The organism is Palleronia pelagia (genome assembly GCF_900110115.1).
Lineage (GTDB): Bacteria > Pseudomonadota > Alphaproteobacteria > Rhodobacterales > Rhodobacteraceae > Palleronia > Palleronia pelagia.
Map to the genome: position 1 here is coordinate 324,116 of NZ_FOCM01000003.1, position 19,080 is coordinate 343,195.

Annotated in this window: 22 protein-coding genes; 13 read left to right on the forward strand and 9 right to left on the reverse strand. The window is 67.9% G+C overall.

From position 1 onward, the window contains the following. Positions 1 to 59: 59 nt before the first annotated feature. Positions 60 to 1,088, reverse strand: coding sequence for a sodium:calcium antiporter (locus tag BMX96_RS08580; protein WP_091845108.1), 1,029 nt, complete (start codon positions 1,086 to 1,088; stop codon positions 60 to 62). Between the two features lie 190 nt (positions 1,089 to 1,278). Then, positions 1,279 to 2,106, reverse strand: coding sequence for a 2,3,4,5-tetrahydropyridine-2,6-dicarboxylate N-succinyltransferase (gene dapD, locus BMX96_RS08585; RefSeq protein WP_073127196.1), 828 nt, complete (start codon positions 2,104 to 2,106; stop codon positions 1,279 to 1,281). A 74-nt stretch (positions 2,107 to 2,180) separates the two neighbouring features. Between dapD and BMX96_RS08590 the strand changes: the two genes are divergently transcribed. Both BMX96_RS08590 and BMX96_RS08595 read left to right on the forward strand, forming a co-directional pair. Beyond that, a complete protein-coding gene (locus BMX96_RS08590; protein WP_175481691.1) occupies positions 2,181 to 3,092 on the forward strand; it encodes an endonuclease/exonuclease/phosphatase family protein in 912 nt (303 codons plus the stop codon). 32 nt (positions 3,093 to 3,124) lie between these two features. Further along, positions 3,125 to 3,970, forward strand: a complete 846-nt coding sequence (locus tag BMX96_RS08595; RefSeq protein WP_091845110.1) for an LOG family protein — start codon at positions 3,125 to 3,127, stop codon at positions 3,968 to 3,970. A 2-nt stretch (positions 3,971 to 3,972) separates the two neighbouring features. Here the strand turns inward: BMX96_RS08595 and BMX96_RS08600 are convergent, their stop codons facing one another. The 4 genes from BMX96_RS08600 to serB all read right to left on the reverse strand — a co-directional run bounded on the left by BMX96_RS08600 (position 3,973) and on the right by serB (position 7,403). Then, the gene (locus BMX96_RS08600) at positions 3,973 to 4,191 is read right to left on the reverse strand and encodes a hypervirulence associated TUDOR domain-containing protein (protein ID WP_073127202.1); all 219 of its coding nucleotides are present in this window, start codon (positions 4,189 to 4,191) and stop codon (positions 3,973 to 3,975) included. A 228-nt stretch (positions 4,192 to 4,419) separates the two neighbouring features. Continuing rightward, positions 4,420 to 5,610: a dual-specificity RNA methyltransferase RlmN gene (gene rlmN / locus BMX96_RS08605; protein ID WP_091845111.1), complete on the reverse strand. Its 1,191-nt coding sequence runs from the start codon at positions 5,608 to 5,610 to the stop codon at positions 4,420 to 4,422. A gap of 138 nt (positions 5,611 to 5,748) precedes the next feature. After that, a complete protein-coding gene (locus BMX96_RS08610; RefSeq protein WP_073127205.1) occupies positions 5,749 to 6,267 on the reverse strand; it encodes an invasion associated locus B family protein in 519 nt (172 codons plus the stop codon). 269 nt (positions 6,268 to 6,536) lie between these two features. Next, the gene (gene serB, locus BMX96_RS08615) at positions 6,537 to 7,403 is read right to left on the reverse strand and encodes a phosphoserine phosphatase SerB (protein ID WP_091845112.1); all 867 of its coding nucleotides are present in this window, start codon (positions 7,401 to 7,403) and stop codon (positions 6,537 to 6,539) included. Positions 7,404 to 7,563: 160 nt separating this feature from the next. Between serB and BMX96_RS08620 the strand changes: the two genes are divergently transcribed. From BMX96_RS08620 to BMX96_RS08630, 3 genes are all read left to right on the forward strand, one after another. After that, positions 7,564 to 8,742 carry a phosphoserine transaminase gene (locus BMX96_RS08620; RefSeq protein WP_091845113.1) on the forward strand — a complete coding sequence of 393 codons (1,179 nt, stop codon included), beginning with the start codon at positions 7,564 to 7,566 and terminating at the stop codon, positions 8,740 to 8,742. Positions 8,743 to 8,853: 111 nt separating this feature from the next. Next, positions 8,854 to 10,449, forward strand: coding sequence for a phosphoglycerate dehydrogenase (gene serA / locus BMX96_RS08625; protein WP_091845114.1), 1,596 nt, complete (start codon positions 8,854 to 8,856; stop codon positions 10,447 to 10,449). A 74-nt stretch (positions 10,450 to 10,523) separates the two neighbouring features. Next, entirely contained in the window at positions 10,524 to 11,315 is a 792-nt protein-coding gene (locus tag BMX96_RS08630; protein WP_091845115.1) for a metallophosphoesterase, read from the forward strand. Here the strand turns inward: BMX96_RS08630 and BMX96_RS19275 are convergent. Further along, complete coding sequence (locus BMX96_RS19275) at positions 11,272 to 11,646, reverse strand: hypothetical protein (RefSeq protein WP_139210022.1); 375 nt, start codon at positions 11,644 to 11,646, stop codon at positions 11,272 to 11,274. The two genes, BMX96_RS08630 and BMX96_RS19275, sit on opposite strands and share 44 nt — an antisense overlap. Positions 11,647 to 11,714: 68 nt before the next feature. On the opposite strand from BMX96_RS19275, the gene BMX96_RS08640 reads away from it, so the two are divergent. Together BMX96_RS08640 and BMX96_RS08645 are read left to right on the forward strand one after the other, a co-directional pair. Further along, positions 11,715 to 12,737: an aspartate-semialdehyde dehydrogenase gene (locus BMX96_RS08640; RefSeq protein ID WP_091845117.1), complete on the forward strand. Its 1,023-nt coding sequence runs from the start codon at positions 11,715 to 11,717 to the stop codon at positions 12,735 to 12,737. 523 nt (positions 12,738 to 13,260) lie between these two features. Further along, positions 13,261 to 13,461 carry a hypothetical protein gene (locus tag BMX96_RS08645; protein WP_091845118.1) on the forward strand — a complete coding sequence of 67 codons (201 nt, stop codon included), beginning with the start codon at positions 13,261 to 13,263 and terminating at the stop codon, positions 13,459 to 13,461. A gap of 84 nt (positions 13,462 to 13,545) precedes the next feature. Here BMX96_RS08645 and BMX96_RS08650 read toward each other — a convergent pair whose 3' ends face one another. Beyond that, complete coding sequence (locus BMX96_RS08650) at positions 13,546 to 14,193, reverse strand: carbonic anhydrase (RefSeq protein ID WP_073127219.1); 648 nt, start codon at positions 14,191 to 14,193, stop codon at positions 13,546 to 13,548. A 137-nt stretch (positions 14,194 to 14,330) separates the two neighbouring features. On the opposite strand from BMX96_RS08650, the gene BMX96_RS08655 reads away from it, so the two are divergent. The 3 genes from BMX96_RS08655 to BMX96_RS08665 all read left to right on the forward strand — a co-directional run bounded on the left by BMX96_RS08655 (position 14,331) and on the right by BMX96_RS08665 (position 17,011). Beyond that, the gene (locus BMX96_RS08655) at positions 14,331 to 14,717 is read left to right on the forward strand and encodes a hypothetical protein (protein WP_091845119.1); all 387 of its coding nucleotides are present in this window, start codon (positions 14,331 to 14,333) and stop codon (positions 14,715 to 14,717) included. A 63-nt stretch (positions 14,718 to 14,780) separates the two neighbouring features. Beyond that, the gene (locus tag BMX96_RS08660) at positions 14,781 to 16,181 is read left to right on the forward strand and encodes a leucyl aminopeptidase family protein (protein ID WP_091845120.1); all 1,401 of its coding nucleotides are present in this window, start codon (positions 14,781 to 14,783) and stop codon (positions 16,179 to 16,181) included. Then, positions 16,178 to 17,011, forward strand: a complete 834-nt coding sequence (locus tag BMX96_RS08665) for a C40 family peptidase (protein ID WP_091845121.1) — start codon at positions 16,178 to 16,180, stop codon at positions 17,009 to 17,011. The genes BMX96_RS08660 and BMX96_RS08665 overlap by 4 nt, the downstream gene beginning before the upstream one ends. Before the next feature lie 15 nt (positions 17,012 to 17,026). Here the strand turns inward: BMX96_RS08665 and BMX96_RS08670 are convergent, their stop codons facing one another. Continuing rightward, entirely contained in the window at positions 17,027 to 17,563 is a 537-nt protein-coding gene (locus BMX96_RS08670; protein ID WP_175481692.1) for a Crp/Fnr family transcriptional regulator, read from the reverse strand. Positions 17,564 to 17,619: 56 nt separating this feature from the next. Here BMX96_RS08670 and BMX96_RS08675 point away from each other — a divergent pair, with 56 nt between their 5' ends. The 3 genes from BMX96_RS08675 to BMX96_RS08685 all read left to right on the forward strand — a co-directional run bounded on the left by BMX96_RS08675 (position 17,620) and on the right by BMX96_RS08685 (position 19,077). After that, complete coding sequence (locus tag BMX96_RS08675; protein ID WP_091845123.1) at positions 17,620 to 18,171, forward strand: hypothetical protein; 552 nt, start codon at positions 17,620 to 17,622, stop codon at positions 18,169 to 18,171. Positions 18,172 to 18,325: 154 nt separating this feature from the next. Then, positions 18,326 to 18,535, forward strand: coding sequence for a hypothetical protein (locus tag BMX96_RS08680; protein ID WP_091845124.1), 210 nt, complete (start codon positions 18,326 to 18,328; stop codon positions 18,533 to 18,535). 65 nt (positions 18,536 to 18,600) lie between these two features. After that, positions 18,601 to 19,077 carry a DUF411 domain-containing protein gene (locus tag BMX96_RS08685; RefSeq protein ID WP_091845125.1) on the forward strand — a complete coding sequence of 159 codons (477 nt, stop codon included), beginning with the start codon at positions 18,601 to 18,603 and terminating at the stop codon, positions 19,075 to 19,077. The last annotated feature ends 3 nt before the right edge of the window (positions 19,078 to 19,080 follow it).

A 19,080-nucleotide genomic window follows, 5' to 3' on the forward strand; every position in this document is an offset into this window, starting at 1 on the left:
ACGCATTTGCGCAGGGTTCGAGGCAAAACGTCGCGATCTGCTCTCGGTTCCGTGAAGGATCAGCCGAAGACCTCGAAAAACGCGGCCGCGAAGTAGATGGCCAGCATCGCGACGCTTTCGACACCGATGCCGCCCGGTCCCCGACGCTGCCGCGCGATCAGCCCGGCCAGAAGGATCGAGGTCATCAAGATCCCGGTGCCCAGCCAATAAAGGTCCGTCGTCCCGATGGCGTGGTAGAGGGACCCGTCCCGGTAGGCCAGGTCCGAGAAGACGACGAACAGCGTGTCGAACGTGTTGCCGCCGATGATGCCGCCCACGGCCAGCTGCAAGGCGCCGCGCCGGACGGCGACCAGGGTCGTGACCAGTTCAGGCAGCGATGTGACGACGGCAGTGATCAGCGATCCGACCAGGCTGGACGACAGGCCGAAGCGCTCGATGAACGACCCGCCCACCTGGCTGATGACCCAACCCCCGACGGCCATGATGGCGACCAGCCCGATAAACGACGTGATCGGTCCGCGCGCCGATTTCTCGGGCTCTGCGTCGTCCTCGGGCTCGTCCTCGCGGGTGTCCGAGGTCTGGACCGGCTTCCACATCGGCTGTTCCGACACGCTGGACGACACGCCAACCCCGTAGAGATAGGTCAGGAAAAGCACGACCGAGATCGGGTGGATGCCGAAATAGGCGATCTCCGGACCGGCCATCGCGCAAAGCGGCATCGACAGAAGCACGATCAGCATGACGCCCTGGAACAGGTTCGTCGGCTCGGCCGCCGCGTGTTCCAGGTTCACCTTCTTGTAGATCGTGTCGGCTATGGCGAGGAACAGGGTCTGCGCCGCGATACCGCCCACCGCGTTCGAGAAGGCGAATGACGCGTCGCCCTCCAGCGCCGCGTTGACCGAGACGACCACGCCGGCCAGCGATGTCGCACCGCCCAGGATCAGGCCGCCCGCCATCGCCTCGCCGATCTGGGTGCGGTCCGCGATGATGTCGGCCAGACGCGTCGCACGGATCGACGACAGAACGACCGCCAGGCCCGCGACCGCGAACACGGCGAACAGCCAGAAAACGGGAAGATCACCAATCATGACGTGGCAACGGGCCTGGCGCTGAAATGGTTGCCATCTTTCCCGACGATTTGCCCGCGCAGACGATCAGGACATCGGGCCGCCGATGGCAGGGCCACATCCTGAACCTCGCCATCGGTGATACGGGCCAAGGCAGGTGCGGCGCGGGGGACCTATCTCCGCGCGCGCCGCACCGTTGCCCGGTCCGGCCTCAGTCGCGCAGCAGTTCGTTGATACCGGTCTTGGACCGCGTCTGCGCGTCCACCCGCTTCACGATCACCGCGCAGTAGAGGTTCACGTTGTTCTTCGACGGCATCGAGCCCGAGACCACGACCGAGTAGGGCGGCACCTCGCCCATGAAGACCTCGCCCGTTTCGCGGTCGACGATCTTGGTGGACTTGCCGATGAAGACGCCCATGCCCAGCACCGAGCCTTCACGCACGATGCAGCCTTCGACCACCTCCGAGCGGGCCCCGATGAAGCAGTTGTCCTCGATGATCGTGGGCCCGGCCTGCATGGGCTCGAGCACGCCGCCGATGCCGACGCCGCCGGACAGGTGCACGTTCTTGCCGATCTGGGCGCAGGACCCGACCGTGGCCCAGGTGTCGACCATCGTGCCCTCGTCCACGTAGGCGCCCAGGTTCACGAAGCTGGGCATCAGCACCACGCCCTTGGCGATATGGGCCGAACGGCGGACGACGCAGTTGGGCACGGCGCGGAACCCGGCCGACGTCCACTCGGTCTCGCCCCAGCCCAGGAACTTGCTGTCGACCTTGTCCCACCAGCCGCCGCCCTGCGGTCCGCCCGATTGCGGCGCCATGTCCTTCACGCGGAAGCCCAGCAGCACAGCCTTCTTGGCCCACTGGTTCACGTGCCATTCACCGTTCTCGCGCGGCTCGGCCACGCGCAGCTTGCCCGAATCCAGCGCGTCCAGCGTCGCCTCGATCGCCTCGCGCGTCTCGCCGCCGGTGGCGGGCGTGATCTGGTCGCGGGTTTCCCACGCGGACTCGATTGCGGCTTCAAGCTGGGCGTTCGACATGGGTGCGGCTCCCTTTGTGATGTGTCTGGTTGCGTTGCGCGCTCTATACTCGGGGGGAGGCCCGGGGAAAAGAGATGGCGAAACTCATGCTGCGGACGTTGGCCCTGCTGTTCGTGACGGCCCTGGTGGCGGTGGGGTGCCAGACCTGGCGCAATGGCGGGCAGGCCGATCTGCCGCCCCCGCCGCGGGACGCGCTGCGGATCGCCACCTACAACGTCCACTACATCGTGCTGAACGACGCGACCGGCGCCTGGTCGCGCGGCGACTGGGAGCGGCGCAAGGACCCCCTGGCCGCCGCGGTCGCCGCCACCGGCGCCGATGTCATCGCCTTCCAGGAGATGGAGAGCTTCCAGCGCGGCAGCGACGGCAGCGTGAACCTTGCCCGCGATCACCTGCTGGCGGAACTTCCCCAATACGCCGCGGCCGCCGATGGCCCGTGGGAGACGTTTCCGCCGACCCAGCCGATCTTCTACCGCGCCGACCGTTTGCGCGTTGTGGACGAAGGCTGGTTCTTCTTCTCGGACACGCCGGACCGGATCTATTCGCGCACCTTCGATGGCGGCTACCCGGCCTTCGCCAGTTGGGCGCGCTTCACCGACCGGACAACCGGCCAGAGCTTTCGCGTGGTGAACATCCACACCGACTACGCCAGCTATGACAACCGCGCGCAATCGCTGGCCCTTGTGGCCGAGCGCATCGCGCCCTGGCAGGCGGCGGGCGAAACGGTTTTCGTCACCGGCGATTTCAACGCGCGGCTCGGATCGGATCTGCACGCCATCCTCGAGGATCGGGGCCTGACCTTCGCGCCGGTCGAGGGCGCCACCTATCACTTCGACCGTGGCATCAACCTGTTCGGCGCGATCGACCACCTTGCCTACACGCGCGGGGTCGGCGTGACGGGCGGCCCTTGGGTGCTGCGCCGGCAATTCCTGGGCGAATGGCCCACGGATCATTATCCGGTCGTCACGGATGTGACCTTACCCTAGGCTGCGACCCGAGTTTGACCGAAGGATCCCCCATGCCGGACGACCGCCAATCGCCGTTCCGCGATGCCCATCAGGATATCGAAACCGCGCGCGACATTCCCGATACGCCGCAGACCCGCGCGCCGGCCTACAGGCTGGCCTTCGCCGACGACGACTTCCTGTGCCGCGAGGAGCTGCGCCCCGTGCGGCTTCAGCTGGAACTTCTGAAGCCCGAGATGATCCTGAACGAGCAGAACATCGACTCCACCGTCGTTCTGTTCGGTGGCGCGCGGATTCCGGATCCCGCGAACAAGGCCACCGCCCGCACGCAGACGCTGGCGGACCTGTCGCGCTACTATGACGAGGCGCGCGATTTCGCCCGGCTGATGACCCTGCGCAGCATGGAAACCTATGGCCGCGACCACGTCGTCGCGACGGGCGGCGGCCCCGGCGTGATGGAGGCCGGGAACCGCGGCGCGCAGGATGCGGGCGGCCATTCCATCGGCCTGAACATCGTGCTGCCCCATGAACAGGCCCCGAACGAGTACGTGACGCCCGGCCTGTGTTTCAACTTCCACTATTTTGCGATCCGCAAGATGCACTTCCTGATGCGCGCGCGGGCGATCTGCGTATTCCCGGGCGGCTTCGGCACGCTGGACGAGCTGTTCGAGGCGCTCACCCTGATCCAGACCGGACGGATGGAGCGGGTGCCGGTCCTTCTGTTCGGGCGCGAGTTCTGGGAGCGGGTGATCGACTTCGCCGCGCTGGCCGAAGCGGGCACCATCGCCGACGAGGATCTCGAGCTGTTCCGCTACGTCGAGACGGCGGCCGAGGCGGTCGAGATCATCGACACGTGGGACGACGATCCGGCCAAGCGGGACACGATACCCGGCCGCTGAACTCAGGCCTTGCGCAGCTCTGAATGGCTCTTGAGGACGGTGCCGCCGTCCTCCTGCTCGATCCGGTAGGCCGGGTCGTCGTCATCGGCGTCGCGCGTCACCTCGGAGCCGTCGATCTTCAGCGTCCGTTTCTGGGTGTATTTCTGCGCCACCTTCCCTTGGGCGGTGCCGTTGCCCCAGTCCCATTCCACGGTGTCGCCTTCGTCGTAATGCTTGGTCATGCCGGTCTCCTCAGCGTGTCTTTGACCGCTCAAGAACCGGCAGCGCCGCTCCGTTCCTCGCCACGGCGCGGCACGGCGGACAAGTGCCCAACAAGACGGCGCAATTCCGGCATCACTGGCCTGAAAATACCCGAACGCGACCGCTCGCCATCCGCGCCGATCAGCTGTCGCGGCGCATCGGGCGACCCATGCCATCCGGCGCAACGCCCCGCAGCGGGGCGCCCCGCGTCAGGACAGGCCCGCGTCGGCCTCGATCTGGCGGCGGGACTTGCGGGCGCGTTCGGTCTCGGACTTCAGCTGCCCGCAGGCGGCCATGATGTCCTCGCCCCGCGGCGTGCGGATGGGCGAGGCATAGCCGGCCTTGTAGATGATGTCGGCGAAGGCGCGGATGCGGTTGTTCGACGACCGCTCGTAGGGGGCGCCGGGCCATTCGTTGAACGGGATCAGGTTGATCTTGGCCGGGATGCCCTCGATCAGCTTGATCAGCCGGTGGGCGTCCTCGTCGCTGTCGTTCACGCCCTTCAGCATCACGTATTCGAAGGTGATCCGCTCGGAATTGGTGGCCTTGGGATATTCGCGCAGCGCGCCCAGCAAGGTCTCGATGTTCCAGCGCTTGTTGATCGGCACCAGCTGGTCGCGCACCTCGTCGGTGGTGGCGTGGAAGGACACGGCCAGCAGGCAGCCGATCTCGGCCGCGGTGCGCGCGATCTCGGGCACCACGCCGCTGGTCGACAGGGTGATGCGGCGGCGCGACAGGGAAATCCCCTCGCCGTCCATGGCGATCTTCATGGCGTCGCGCACGTTCTCGAAATTGTAAAGCGGCTCGCCCATGCCCATCAGGACGATGTTCGACAGCAGGCGCTGTTCGTCCTTGGGATGGCGGCCGGGCAGGGGCCATTCGCCCAGGTCGTCGCGGGCGACCATGATCTGGCCCACGATCTCGCCCGCGGTCAGGTTGCGCACCAGCCGCTGGGTCCCGGTGTGGCAGAACGAACAGGTCAGGGTGCAGCCCACCTGGCTGCTCACGCACAGCGTGCCGCGGCCTTCCTCGGGGATGTAGACGGCCTCGACCTCGTGCCCGCCGGCGATGCGCAGCAGGTACTTGCGGGTGCCGTCGGTCGACAGTTCGCGGCGCACGACCTCGGGCACCTCGATCACGAAATGCTCGGCCAGAAGCGCGCGATAGGGTTTGGCCAGGTTCGTCATGTCGTCGAACGACCGGACGCCCTTCTGGTAGACCCATTGCCAGACCTGGCCCGCGCGCATCCTCGCCTGTTTCTCGGGCGTGCCCGCCGCGATCAGCGCGTCGCGCAGGGCGTCGCGCGTCAGGCCGACAAGATTCACCTTGCCGCCCTCGACCGCCTTGCGGGGCAGGGTCAGAACGTCCTGTGTGATCGGCGCCTTGGGTGCGTCGGGCATCGGGTCCACCTTCGTCAACGGGATGGACGGCATATAGGGCAAGTGTGGCGCCCGATAAACCCCGCGCGACGTTGCGGGGGCCGACACGAAAAAGGGCGGCCCGCGCCGCCCCCTGTCCGTTCCGCTGTCGCGCTCAGCTCACTCGCAGCGACTTTGCGCCTCTTCCAGCGCGGCGGTGAAGCCGAACAGCGAGAAGGTATCGGCGGTGTTGGTGCCGCGCTCGGACCGGGCGCTCAGTTCCGCCTCGGCGCCGCGCCGCATGGCCGCGATGATCTGCGCGTCCTCGGCCTCGGAGGCCGGCCAGGCCCACTCGCCATCGGTGAACAGCTCGAACTCGGTCCCGCCGATGTCCAGCGTCACGGTCGAGCCGTCGGCGAAGGGATAGCCGCCGGTGAACGACACCTCGCCATTGGCGCCCGATCCGGGGCGGAACGTCACGAACAGAAGGATATCGCCGCGGCGCACCGACACGACCTGTCCGCCACGGGTGTTGACGGTGTTGGTCGGGCTGCTGACCGACCAGCATTCCTGCGGGTCGTCCTCGACGAATACGCTCCAGGCCGTTTCGACGGCCACGCGGTTGGTGCTTTCGTCCTGCGCCACGGCGGCGGTTGCAAGGGCCGCGCCCAGGATGGCGCCAGCAAGGATTGATTTCATGTGTCGGGGCCTCCAGCCGTCGTCTGCCTCTGGAATTTGGTGCCCGTCCGGCCCGTCTTCGGGGCGCGTGACGAGACGGGTTCCAATCGTCGTCAAGCGCGGCGACTTTAACGACAATTCGCCGAGCGACGAAAGCCCCTGTGGCAAATAATCGCTCAGACGTGAGGCGCCATTCCCGTCACCCGTCCGGCCCGTTCGTGCCGTCCCCGCGGAGCCCAATGGCGCGATTCGCGGCGAGTCGCGACCGGGCAGGGGCGGCCCCCCGTTGGTCACGGGTGCACGACGTCACCGTCGGAGTACCCCTGGAGATAAAGCAGCGCGGTCAGGTCGCCGTGGTTGATCCGCCTGTCCACCTGCGCGGCGACCGAGGGCTTGGCGTGCAGCGCCACGCCCGCCCCGGCCAGTTGCAGCATCCCCAAGTCGTTCGCGCCGTCGCCCACCGCCATCACGTCCGCGGGGGACAGGTTCCGCGCGGCGCAGATGTCGTGCAGCGCCTGGACCTTGGCCTCGCGCCCCAGGATCGGCTCGGCCACCTGCCCGGTGATCCTGCCGGCCTCCTGCGGCAGCTCGTTCGCGCGGTGCATGTCGAAGCCCAGCCGCGCCGCGACCCGTGACGTGAAGGCCGTGAACCCGCCCGAGACCAACGCGGTGTAGCCGCCATTGGCCTTCATGGTGGCGATCAACACGTCGCCGCCGGGAGTGAGGGTGATGCGGTCTTCCCAGACCCGGTCGATCACGCCCGCGTCCAGCCCCGCCAGAAGGCCCACCCGTTCCCGCAGCGCGCCCTCGAAACCCAGCTCGCCGTTCATGGCGCGGGCGGTGATGCCCGAGACCTGGGCCCCGACACCGGCCATGTCCGCAAGCTCGTCGATGCATTCCTGCCCGATCATCGTGCTGTCCATGTCGGCCAGAAGGACGCTCTTGCGGCGGTTCTCGTCGGGCTGGATCACGAGGTCGCATCGCATCTTCTGCGCCTCTTCCCAGACCTCCCACTGGTTGGCGGGCACCTGTGCCACCGGGAATTCGACGGCGCGGTCCGGCGACAGCCATTGCGCGTCGCCCCCGCCCCACGCGTTGCGCAGCGCGTCGGCGAAGGCGGGGTCCAGCGCGGGCGAGATCAGGGTGACGATGGGCATGGCGGCTCCGCTTGGGTTACTCGCGCTGCGCCTTAGCGCATCGAGGGCAGCCGCAACAGGTGCCATCAAATTCCGCTTGCCTGAATCCCTGTCCGGCCCTATCTCCGGCGGCGGGACACCCTTCCCCAACGAAGGGCATATATCTGGAAGGATACCAGTCATGGCGACCCTCGAACCGGCCACGCGGCCGGCCCTTACGCGACCGTCCGCAATGCCGGACAACCCGCATTTTTCCTCCGGCCCCTGCGCCAAGCCCCCCACCTTTTCGCTGGAAACGCTGTCCGACGCCGCGCTCGGCCGATCGCACCGTGCGGCCATTGGCAAGTCGAAGCTTGCCCAGGCCATCGACGAGACGCGCGACCTGCTGGGCGTGCCGGACGATTACCGCATCGGCATCGTGCCCGCCTCGGACACCGGCGCCTACGAGATGGCCATGTGGACCATGCTGGGCGAACGCCCCTGCGAGATGGTCGCCTGGGAATCCTTCGGCGCGGGCTGGGTCACCGACGCGGTCAAACAGCTGAAGCTCGACGCCCGCGTGCACGAGGCCGAGTATGGCCAGATCGTCGACATGGCCGCCCTGGATTACGACCGGGACGTCTGCTTCACCTGGAACGGCACCACCAGCGGCGTGAAGATGCCCCACGGTGACATGATCCCGGCGGACCGTGCCGGCCTGACCCTGTGCGACGCGACCTCGGCCGCATTCGCGCAGGACCTGCCCTGGGACAAGCTGGATGTGGTCACCTACAGCTGGCAGAAGGTGCTGGGCGGCGAGGCCGCGCACGGCATGCTGATCCTCAGCCCCCGCGCGGTCGAACGGCTGGAAAGCTACACCCCCGCATGGCCCCTGCCCAAGATCTTCCGCCTCACCAAGGGCGGCAAGCTGATCGAAGGCATCTTCAAGGGCGAGACGATCAACACGCCGTCGATGCTGTGCGTCGAGGATTACCTCCAGGCGCTGGCCTGGGCTCGCTCGGTGGGCGGGCTGAAGGGCCTGAAGGACCGCGCCAACCGCAACGCGCAGGTGATTTGGGATTTCTGCGCCGACCGCGACTGGATCGCGAACCTGGCGGCCAGCGACGACATCCGCTCGAACACCTCGGTCTGCCTGCAATTCACCGATCCGGCTGTCGCGGGCGACGCGGCCTTCGCCAAGGCGGTGCAGAAGCGTCTGGAAGCCGAGGGCGCCGGGCTGGACCTGGGCAGCTACCGCGACGCGCCCCCGGGCCTGCGCATCTGGTGCGGCGCCACGGTCGAGACCTCGGATGTCGAGGCGCTGATGCCGTGGATCGACTGGGCCTACCACGCCGAGCTCGACGCGCGCGACGCCGCCTGAGCCACCTCGCGCGCCCCGGGCGCAGGTCCGGGGCCATTCACAACATTCCGCGCGACCCCGGCCCTCCCGGTGCGCGCCTTCCCCCGATTTCAAACGACAGGAGCGCCACACATGGCCCCCAAGGTTCTCGTCTCCGACAAGCTGTCGGAAACCGCCGTCCAGATCTTCCGCGATCGCGGCATCGACGTCGATTTCATGCCCGACCTGGGCAAGGACAAGGAAAAGCTGGCCGAGGTGATCGGCCAGTACGATGGCCTTGCCATCCGCTCGGCCACCAAGGCCACCGCCAAGCTGCTGGAGAAGGCCGACAACCTGAAAGTCATCGGCCGCGCGGGCATCGGGGTCGACAATGTCGACATCCCGGCCGCCAGCAAGAAGGGCGTGATCGTCATGAACACGCCCTTCGGCAACTCGATCACCACGGCCGAGCACGCCATCGCCATGATGTTCGCCGTCGCGCGCCAGATCCCCGAGGCCAGCGCCAGCACCCATGCCGGCAAGTGGGAGAAGTCGCGCTTCATGGGCGTCGAGCTGACCAACAAGACGCTGGGCGTCGTCGGCGCGGGCAATATCGGCTCGATCGTCATCGACCGCGCCCACGGCCTGCGGATGAAGGTCATCGCCTATGACCCCTTCCTGACCGAGGAGCGTGCCGACCAGCTGGGCGTGCGCAAGGTCGAGCTGGACGAGCTGCTGGGCAAGGCCGACTTCATCACCTTCCACGTGCCGCTGACCGACAAGACCCGCAACATCCTGAGCCGCGATGCCATCGCCAAGCTCAAGCCCGGCGTGCGGATCATCAACTGCGCCCGCGGCGGACTGGTCGACGAAGAGGCGCTGGCCGAAGCGCTGAAGGACGGCCGCGTTGCCGGGGCCGCCTTCGACGTCTTCGCCGAAGAGCCCGCGACCGATTCGCCCCTGTTCAACCTGCCGAACGTGGTCGTCACGCCCCACCTGGGCGCCGCCACAACCGAGGCGCAGGAAAACGTGGCCCTGCAGGTGGCCGAGCAGATGTCGGACTACCTGCTGACGGGCGCGGTGCAGAACGCGCTGAACATGCCGTCGGTCACGGCCGAGGAAGCCAAGGTCATGGGCCCGTGGATCAAGCTGGCCGAGCACCTGGGCGCCTTCATCGGGCAACTGACCGACGAAGGGGTCGAGGCGATCAACATCCTCTACGACGGCATGGCAGCCGAGATGAACACGGCGGCGCTGAACACGGCGGTGATCGCTGGCATGATGCGGTCGGTGAACCCGGACGTGAACATGGTTTCGGCCCCCGTGCTGGCCAAGGATCGCGGCATCGACATCGCCACGACCACGCAGGAACAGACCGGCATGTTCGAAGGCTACATCAAGGTGCACGTGAAGACGGCGACTCGCGAACGCTCCATCGCGGGCACCGTGTTCTCGGACGGCAAGCCGCGCTTCATCCAGATCAAGGGCATCAACATTGATGCCGAGGTCGGGCCGCACATGCTCTACACCACCAACCAGGACCGCGCCGGCATCATCGGTACGCTGGGACAGACCCTGGGCGAGAACGGCGTGAACATCGCCAATTTCACCCTGGGCCGGTCCGAGCTGGGCAAGGACGCGATCGCGCTTCTCCTGCTGGACGACCAGCCGCCCGAGCCGGTTCTGCAGAAGCTGAAGGACACCGGGTCGTTCCAACAGGTGCGCCCGCTGCAATTCGCGGTCGGCTAAGCCGGATCGCGACCTATCATGAGGGGCGGGCCATCGGGTCCGCCCCTCTTTGCCTTGTCCCGGAAGGACACCCCATGACGATCTACGCCATCGGCGACATCCACGGCTTTTCCGCCCAGCTCGACCGTGCGCTGGACCTGGTCGAACGCGACGGCGGGCGCGACGCGCGGATCGTGTTCATGGGCGACTACACCGACCGCGGACCCGACAGCCGCGGCGTGCTGGACCGCCTGATCGGGGGGCTGGCCGAGGGGCGGAACTGGGTCGCCATCAAGGGCAACCACGACAGGATGTTCGAGCGTTTCCTGACCCAGGGCGTCGAGAACGACGACCGCATCAAGTCCGGGCTGTCGTGGATGAACCAGCGGCTGGGTGGCCCGCGCACGCTGGGCAGCTATGGCTTGGGGGGCGAGGGGGCGGCCTTTCTGCACAGTGCCAATGGCGGGATCGAGACGCTCATGTCCTACGAGGTCGACGACACGGTTCTCGACCGCGAGGAACTGGTGATGCAGGCCCGCGCCACGGTGCCCCAGGCGCATGTGCAATTCTTGGCGCAGCGCCCGCTTTGGCATCGCGAGGACGGGTTGCTGTTCGTGCATGCCGGCATCCGGCCGGGTATCGCGCTCGACCAGCAGGACGAGGATGACCTGCTATGGATTCGCGAAGGCTGGCTCGAAGATACGCGCGACCACGGCGCGCTGGTCGTGCACGGCCATACCGCGCTGGAGTTCCCCGAGCACTACGGCAACCGGATCAACACCGATGGCGGGGCCGGCTACGGCCGCGACCTGGTGCCGGTGGCGATCGACGAGGATGGCGTCTTCACGCTTCATCCCGAGGGCCGCGCGCCGCTGACCGCGCCCTGAGAATTCCGCGCAATGACCAGAGCGCCGACAGGCCGAAGAAGCCGCCGGCGACGATGATGACTTCGAAAAAAGCAGGACCCGAGGGCACGCCGCGGACAAGCAGCGCACCGATCAGAAGGGCCAGACCCGCGACCGAAATGGCCAGCCGGACGTAAAGCTCGCCCGCGCCAGGCCCCTTGGCCGCCATGGATCGGCTTACTTGCTCGACGACATGAAGTTGAAGACGGCAAGGCCCAGCAGCAGGACCAGAATGATGAGGACGATGAAATACATGGGCCGAGGTCTCCTTCCAGATGGGAAAGCATATGGGCGGCGCGGGCTTTTTGTCCACCTCCCCCGCTTTTCCCGCCGCTGCGGATGGTCTAGAAGGCCGCGAATTTTGCCTCAGGAGGGGTTTTGATGGGTTATCGTATCGCCGTTGTCGGGGCCACGGGTAACGTGGGCCGCGAAATGCTGAGCATCCTGGACGAGCGGGGCTTCCCGGTCGACGAGATCGTGGCGCTGGCCTCGCGCAAGTCGCAGGGCACCGAAGTCAGCTTCGGCGAGCAGACGCTCAAGACCAAGGACCTCGAGCAGTTCGATTTCACCGGCTGGGACATCGCCCTTTTCGCCGTGGGATCCGAGGCGACGAAGGTCCACGCGCCGCGCGCCGCCAAGGCCGGCTGCATCGTGATCGATAACAGCTCGCTCTACCGCTACGACGCGGACGTGCCTCTGATCGTGCCCGAGGTGAACCCCGACGCGATCCACGGCTACGCCAAGAAGAACATCATCGCGAATCCCAACTGCTCGACCGCGCAGATGGTCGTGGCGCTGAAGCCGCTGCATGACCGCGCCCGGATCAAGCGCGTCGTGGTCAGCACCTACCAGTCCGTTTCGGGCTCGGGGAAAGAGGCCATCGACGAGTTGTGGGACCAGACCAAGTCGATCTACAACCCTGTCGATAATTACCAGGCCAAGGTCTACCCCAAGCAGATCGCCTTCAACGTGATCCCGCATATCGACAGTTTCATGGACTCGGGCGATACGCGCGAGGAATGGAAGATGGTGGTCGAGACCAAGAAGATCGTGGACCCCAAGATCAAGGTCACGGCGACCTGCGTGCGGGTGCCGGTCTTTGTCGGGCACTCGGAATCGATCAATATCGAGACCGAGGATTTCCTGGACGAGGACGAGGCCCGCGACATCCTGCGCGAGGCGCCGGGCGTCATGGTCGTCGATAAGCGCGAGGATGGCGGCTACATCACCCCGATCGAAAGCGTGGGCGAATTCGCCACCTATGTCAGCCGCATCCGGCAGGACGTGACGATCGAGAACGGTCTGAACTTCTGGTGTGTCAGCGACAACCTGCGCAAGGGCGCGGCGCTGAACGCGGTGCAGATCGCCGAGCTGCTGGGCCGCGAGGTCCTGAAGAAGGGCTGATCGGCTTTCGCGGTTTCACGAACGGGCGGCGCCGGACAGGGGCCGCCTTTTTCGTGTCCGGCCGTCCGCGAGCGAATCGGTGTCCCCGGATGCTGGTTAAGATCGGGTAACGATCCGGGGTCCGGGTTGCGTATCACGCCCGATGGGCGGGATTTTAAGCGAATCTCCGGCATCCGGTTACCGGAATAATCCATTCGGATCAGTGTTTTGCGGCGTCAGCGCCGATCCCGGAAAATCCGCGGGGAAATCGAAAGCGGGCGCAAACCAGCCCGTGGTGAATTGCGGTCATGGACACGTCCGGGGGGCGGGCGTGCCGGGAAAAGGGTGACCGCCACGATGACCTGTTTCTTGAATAATCGCCGTATCGCTAGGCCCGCGATGGGCCCTGCACCTGCCAGCCGGGCCATCGCGCGGCCACGGATCGGACGGCAGGATGTCGAGCCGGTCCTTCGGGATCTTCTCGGCGACCTGCCCCGCCTTGTGGTGACGCACCCGGTCCCGTCCCAGCCGAAAGGAGCAAGCCATGTCTGAAATGATCGAGAAAGCCCGCGCCGGCCGTCGGCGCGCCCTGCGCCTGAACCGACTGTCCCGGACCAACGTATTCCTGGATGTCGACGGCATGGACGAGGATCCGCTTCCGCGCGGGTCGGTCCTGCGGGTGCTGTCCGAGATTACGGCGCTCTCTCCCGAACACGCCCGTCCGATGGCCCGCCACGCGGCCTGAACGGTCAGGCACGGCGCCCCCGGTCCCCGGGCGCGGCGCCCCCGGGCCGGGATCGTTCACCGGGGGGCGAACCCGGCCCGCGCCTCAGATCGCGGCGAAGCGGTCGGCGACCGGGTTGTAGACGTGGATTTCGCCCGCGGCGATGTCGTTCCAGACGCCGTGCAGGTTCAGCCGGCCGTCCTCGACACGTTCGGACACGAAGGGGAAGGTCATGAGATTGCGAAGCGAGACTTTCACCGCTTCCTTCTCCAGCGCGACGGTGCGCTCGCCTTCATCACCCTCCGGCAGATTCTCGAATCCGGGCCGCAGGATGTCCATCCAGCGGCCCACGAAGCTTTCGGGTTTCTCCAGCTCGGGCGCGTTGCCCGAGCACATGTCGTAGCAGCCCTTGACCCCCCCGCAGGACGAGTGGCCCATGACGACGAGGTTGGTCACCTGCAAGGCGGCCACCGCGTATTCGACCGCGGCCGAGGTGCCGTGCTGCTGGCCGTCGGGCTGGTAGGGCGGAACCATCGCGGCGATGTTGCGGTGCAGGAAGAACTCGCCCTGTTCCGCGCCGAACATGTCTGTCGCGTGGACCCGGCTGTCGCAGCACGAGATCATCATCACGCGCGGGCGCTGCCCCTCGTTCACCAGCCTTTTGAACCAATGCTCGTTCTCGACGAAGCTCGTGGCGTGCCAGCCCTGGAAACGCTGCACCAGATACGTCGGAAGCGGTTTGGCAGGGATCATCTCGGCTCCTCTCGGTTTCGGCCTTCTTGCGGAATTAGCCCCGTTTGAATGCTTTTGCGACCCCGGATCGCGCGGGCCGACACCAATTGTTAGCAGCCTTGGGCCATGGTGGCGGTCGGGGATGAGAGGGAAGATGGATGCCTGATATCGTAAGTCTGAACCTGGTCGAGCCGACGCCGGACGACCTGTCGCGCCTGCTGAAACTGGGTCGCGACCCGGCGGGCGGTGGTCCCAGCGCGGTGATCGAACGGCGACTGGAACGGCTGGCGAAGGCGCTTTTGCGCGCGTCGGTCGCCCTGCGCGACGATCGGCCCAGCGGCGTTGCCGAGGCCGCATGCGACGCCGCGCGGCTGGCCCGGGGGCTGGGCCTGCGCCGCGCCTTCCGGGTGGCCCAGGCGACGGCGGCCCTGGCCGGGTCGCCGGATCGCACGGCGCTGGCCGCCAACGTCGCCCGGCTGGTCCGCCTGGGCGACCAGGCTGTGACCTGCATCTGGGAGGAAGCCGACCATTCGTCGGGCGCCTGAGCGGTTGCACGCGCTTGTCGCTGCCCTAGTAATGGCAGGAATTGACCCTGCCAGGACAGCCCGATGCCCGACCTTTCCGACGGATTTGCCCCAGCCGATGCCGATGCGCGCCCGCTCTGGGTCCTGGGGCCGGACGACCTGAAGGCGTGGCGGGCGGATCAGCCCGCCCATGTCGGCAACTGGCTCGACGGCGCGGGCTTCGCCGCGCAGGCGGGCCGGGTGATCGTGGTGCCGTCCCAGACGGGCGAGGTCCACGGCGCCGTGCTGGGCCTGGGCGACGCGGGCCAGCGCGATCGGCACCGTTTCCTGGTTGGCGGGGCGCGGGCGTCGCTGCCCGAAGGCGATTGGCATCTGGCAGGTGACCTGGATCCGGACGCGGCGGCCGAGGCCGCGTTGGGCTGGCTGCTGGCCGGATACGCGTTCGGCCGGTACGCCAAGGCATCGTCCCCCAAGGCGCGACTGGTCCCGCCGGCCGGTGTCGATGCCGACCGTATCGCCGCCATCGCGGCGGGCGAGGCTCTGACCCGCGACCTGATCAACACGCCCGCCAACGACATGGGCCCGGCCGAGCTGGAATCGGCCGCGCGGGACCTGGCAAACGCGTTCGGCGCCGGGATCACGGTGACCGCGGGCGATGCGTTGAAGGACGCCAATTTCCCGCTGATCCACACGGTCGGCCGCGCCGCCGCGCCCCATCGCGCGCCGCGCCTGATCGAGATGACCTGGGGCGACACCGGCCCGCGCCTCACGCTGGTGGGCAAGGGCGTATGCTTCGACACCGGCGGTCTGAACCTCAAGCCCGGCGCGTCCATGGGGCTGATGAAGAAGGACATGGGCGGGGCCGCCACGGTCCTTGGTCTCGCGCGCATGATCATGGCGCTGAAGCTGCCGCTGCGGCTGCGCGTGCTGGTCCCGGCGGTCGAGAACGCGGTAGGCAGCGACGCCTTCCGCCCCGGCGACATCCTGACGGCCCGCGACGGCAAGACGGTCGAGATCAACAACACCGATGCCGAGGGCCGGCTGGTTCTGGCCGACGCCCTGGCCCTGGCCGCCGAAGAGGCATCGGATCTCACCGTCTCCATGGCGACGCTCACCGGCGCGGCGCGGGTGGCCGTCGGCCCCGACCTGGCGCCGTTCTTCTGCAATGACGACGGCATCGCGGCGGCCTTCGCGGCGGGCGGTGCGGCGGCGCGTGACCCGGTCTGGCGGATGCCGTTCTGGGCGCCCTACGAGCAGATGATCGAGCCAGGGATCGCCGACCTGGACAACGCGCCCAAGGGCGGGTTCGCCGGCGCCATCACCGCCGCGCTGTTCCTGCGGCGTTTCGCCGGCGATAGCACGCGTTATGCCCATTTCGACCTCTACGGCTGGCAGCCGCAATCCGCGCCCGCCCGTCCCAAGGGCGGCGTCGGGCAGGGGGCGCGCGCGATCCTCGCCGCGCTGCCCGGGGTTCTGGGTCTATGAGCGACCGTCGGCTCACCCCCGCCAATGGCCGCGTCGCCGCAGCGCACCTGAAAGGCATGGTCGAGGCCCTCAGCTATACCGAGGGCAGCCCGGCCAGTGTGACGGCGCCCATCACCGATATCTGGACCACGCCCGACCGGGTGGCCCGGGACCGGCAGTTGCTGCGGGGCGAGGCCGTGCGCGTCTACGAACGCGCGGGCGGCATGGCCTTCATCCGGGCCGAGCGGGACGGTTACGTGGGCTACGTGCCCGAGATCGACCTGGGCGACCCGGTGGCGGCCACGCATATCATCGGCGTCCCGGCCAGCCACCTTTATCCCGCGCCGGACATGAAGATCCCAGCCATCGCGCGCCTGAGCTTCGGCGCGCGGCTTCGGGTGGTGGCCGCGTCCGACACGTTCTTCGAACTCGACGATGGCACCCACGTCCCGCGGCCGCACCTGCGACCGGCCAACCGGCCCTTCACGGACCCGGCCAGCGTCGCGCAGTTGTTCTTCGGGGTGCCGTACCTCTGGGGCGGCAACTCTTCCGACGGCATCGACTGCTCGGGGCTGATCCAGGCGGCGCTCTTGGCGTCGGGGCATCCCTGCCCGGGGGACAGCGACCTGCAGGAGGGCGTGGTGGGCCAGCCGCTGCCGGCGGATGCGGCCATCACGCGGGGCGACCTGCTGTTCTGGAAGGGTCACGTTGCGATGGCCGTGGATGGCGAAGTGCTGATCCATGCCAACGCCCACCACATGGCGACGAGCTATGAGCCCATCGCCGACGCCATCGCGCGGATTGAATCTCAGGGCGGCGGCCCGGTGACCAGCCGGCGGCGGCTGTCCTAGGCTTCGGCCCCCCGGTCAGCCTGCCTTTCGCCGTTTCGCCAGTTCACGATAAAGCGCGGCGGGGCTGACGCCGATGGCTTCGGCGACCTCCGTCCAGGGCTGGTCGCCCGGCGCACCGTTCAGCGTCAGCCAGGCGTCGAGCCGGTCGGGCAGCCGCTTCATGCGCAGGATCTCGACCCGCGCGCGCTGGGCCTGCACCTCTTTCGCCGCGCCCGCGAACAGGTCCAGCAACGTCGCGGGAGATTGCGCCAGCCCCTCGAGAAACGCCCCGCGGGCCACCCGGCGCAGCGCAGTGTCGGTGCGGGTATTGGCGTCGCAGTGATACCGCGCGGCGAAAAGCGACGCTTCGGCCAGCAGCGTGCCGGGCCGCGCCACGTGCAGGGTCAGCGTCTCGCCCTCCGACAACGTGCGCACCAGCGCGATGGACCCCGACTCCAGGAAAATGGCGTCCCGGATCGGATCGTCGCGGTGAAACACCGCCTGTCCCGTCCTGACCCGCGTGAGCGGCGCATGGGCGAAAAGCGCGGCAAGATCCGACATGATCCGGATCATACGCCGATCCGGGGACCCGCGATAGTCTGACAGCACCATCGAGACAGGAGATTCGCATGTTCCGCCTTGCCGCCGCGACGACACTTGCCCTGGCCGCGCCCTTCGCGACCCAGGCCCAGCACGCCGACCATTCCGCCGGGATGACCCATGGCGCTGCCCTCGCGACCCTGACCGAGCCGGGACAGGGCGCCTTCGCCGCGTTGTCCGAGGTCGTCCAACTGCTCGAGTCGGACCCGCACACCGATTGGTCGCGCGTCGATCTGGATGGTCTGCGCGCGCACCTGGTCGACATGGACCTGCTGGCGACCCGGGCGCAGGTCGAAACCGACGCGATCGACGGCGGCCTCACGGCGCGCGCGACCGGTGATGCGCGCGTCCTGGCCGCGCTGCGCCGCATGGTCCCGGCCCATGCCGAGCAACTGGCCGCTGATCCGTCCTGGACCGTCTCGGCCGAGGCGCGGGACGACCATGTCGTCCTGACCGTCACGGGTGACGATGCCGCCACCACGGCGCGGATCCGGGGGCTGGGGTTCTTCGGCCTCATGGCCAGCCAGGATCATCACCGCGCGCATCACCTGGCCATCGCACGCGGCGAGATGCCCCACTGACGGTGAGTCCTGTTGTCGATGGGGGACGGGATCGCTACTCTCTCATCCGATAAAAATCGTTCTGTCGGCACTCCTGTCGCTGGCGCTCCTGTTCGTTGCCAGCCTCGACGCGGCGCACGCCGCGCCGCGCGGCGGCGATTTCGCCACGACCGAAATGCCGCACCACGGGGGCGGCGCCGCGGACATGGAGTGCTGCGACGGACTGTCCGGCCGGACCGCGTCCTGCCTCGGCGACCTGTTCGCGGTCGGCGCGTGGACGGCCCGGCCCGCCACGCTGCCGGTCCCGGTTCACTTCGCGGTGTCCGGCGGACGGTTCGCGGACGGGTTCCTGTGCGAACCACCGCTGGGCCCGCCGAAGGTCTGACGGCTGGATCTCCGTCAATCTACGCGCTCCGGCGCATACAGCTTCTCCGAACAGGACCCATTCCAATGACCAATCGTCGTGCTTTCCTTACCGGCCTTGGCGCCACCGCGCTGATCGCCGCCACCCCTGCCGCGCGCGCCGCTGCGTCCACCGCGCTGCACGTGCTGTCCTCGCCCAATTGCGGTTGCTGCCACGCCTGGGCCGACCTGGCCCGCGCCCGCGGATACGCCGTCACGGTCGAGGACCTGACCGACCCCGGCGCCCAGAAGGCCGCGCGGGGCGTGCCGGCCAACCTGGTCTCGTGCCACACCGTCGATGCGGACGGCTACGTCTTCGAGGGCCACGTGCCCTTCGAGCCGATGGAAGCCGTGCTGCGCGACCGCCCCGACATCACCGGCCTCGCGGTGCCCGGCATGCCCATGGGCTCGCCCGGCATGGGCGACGACCCGAACGCCCGGTTCGACGTGATCGCCTTCGGCGGGTCGGCAGGTGCGGGCACGGTCTTCTACCGCGCGGGCACGCAGCGTCCCTTCGACGTCTGATCG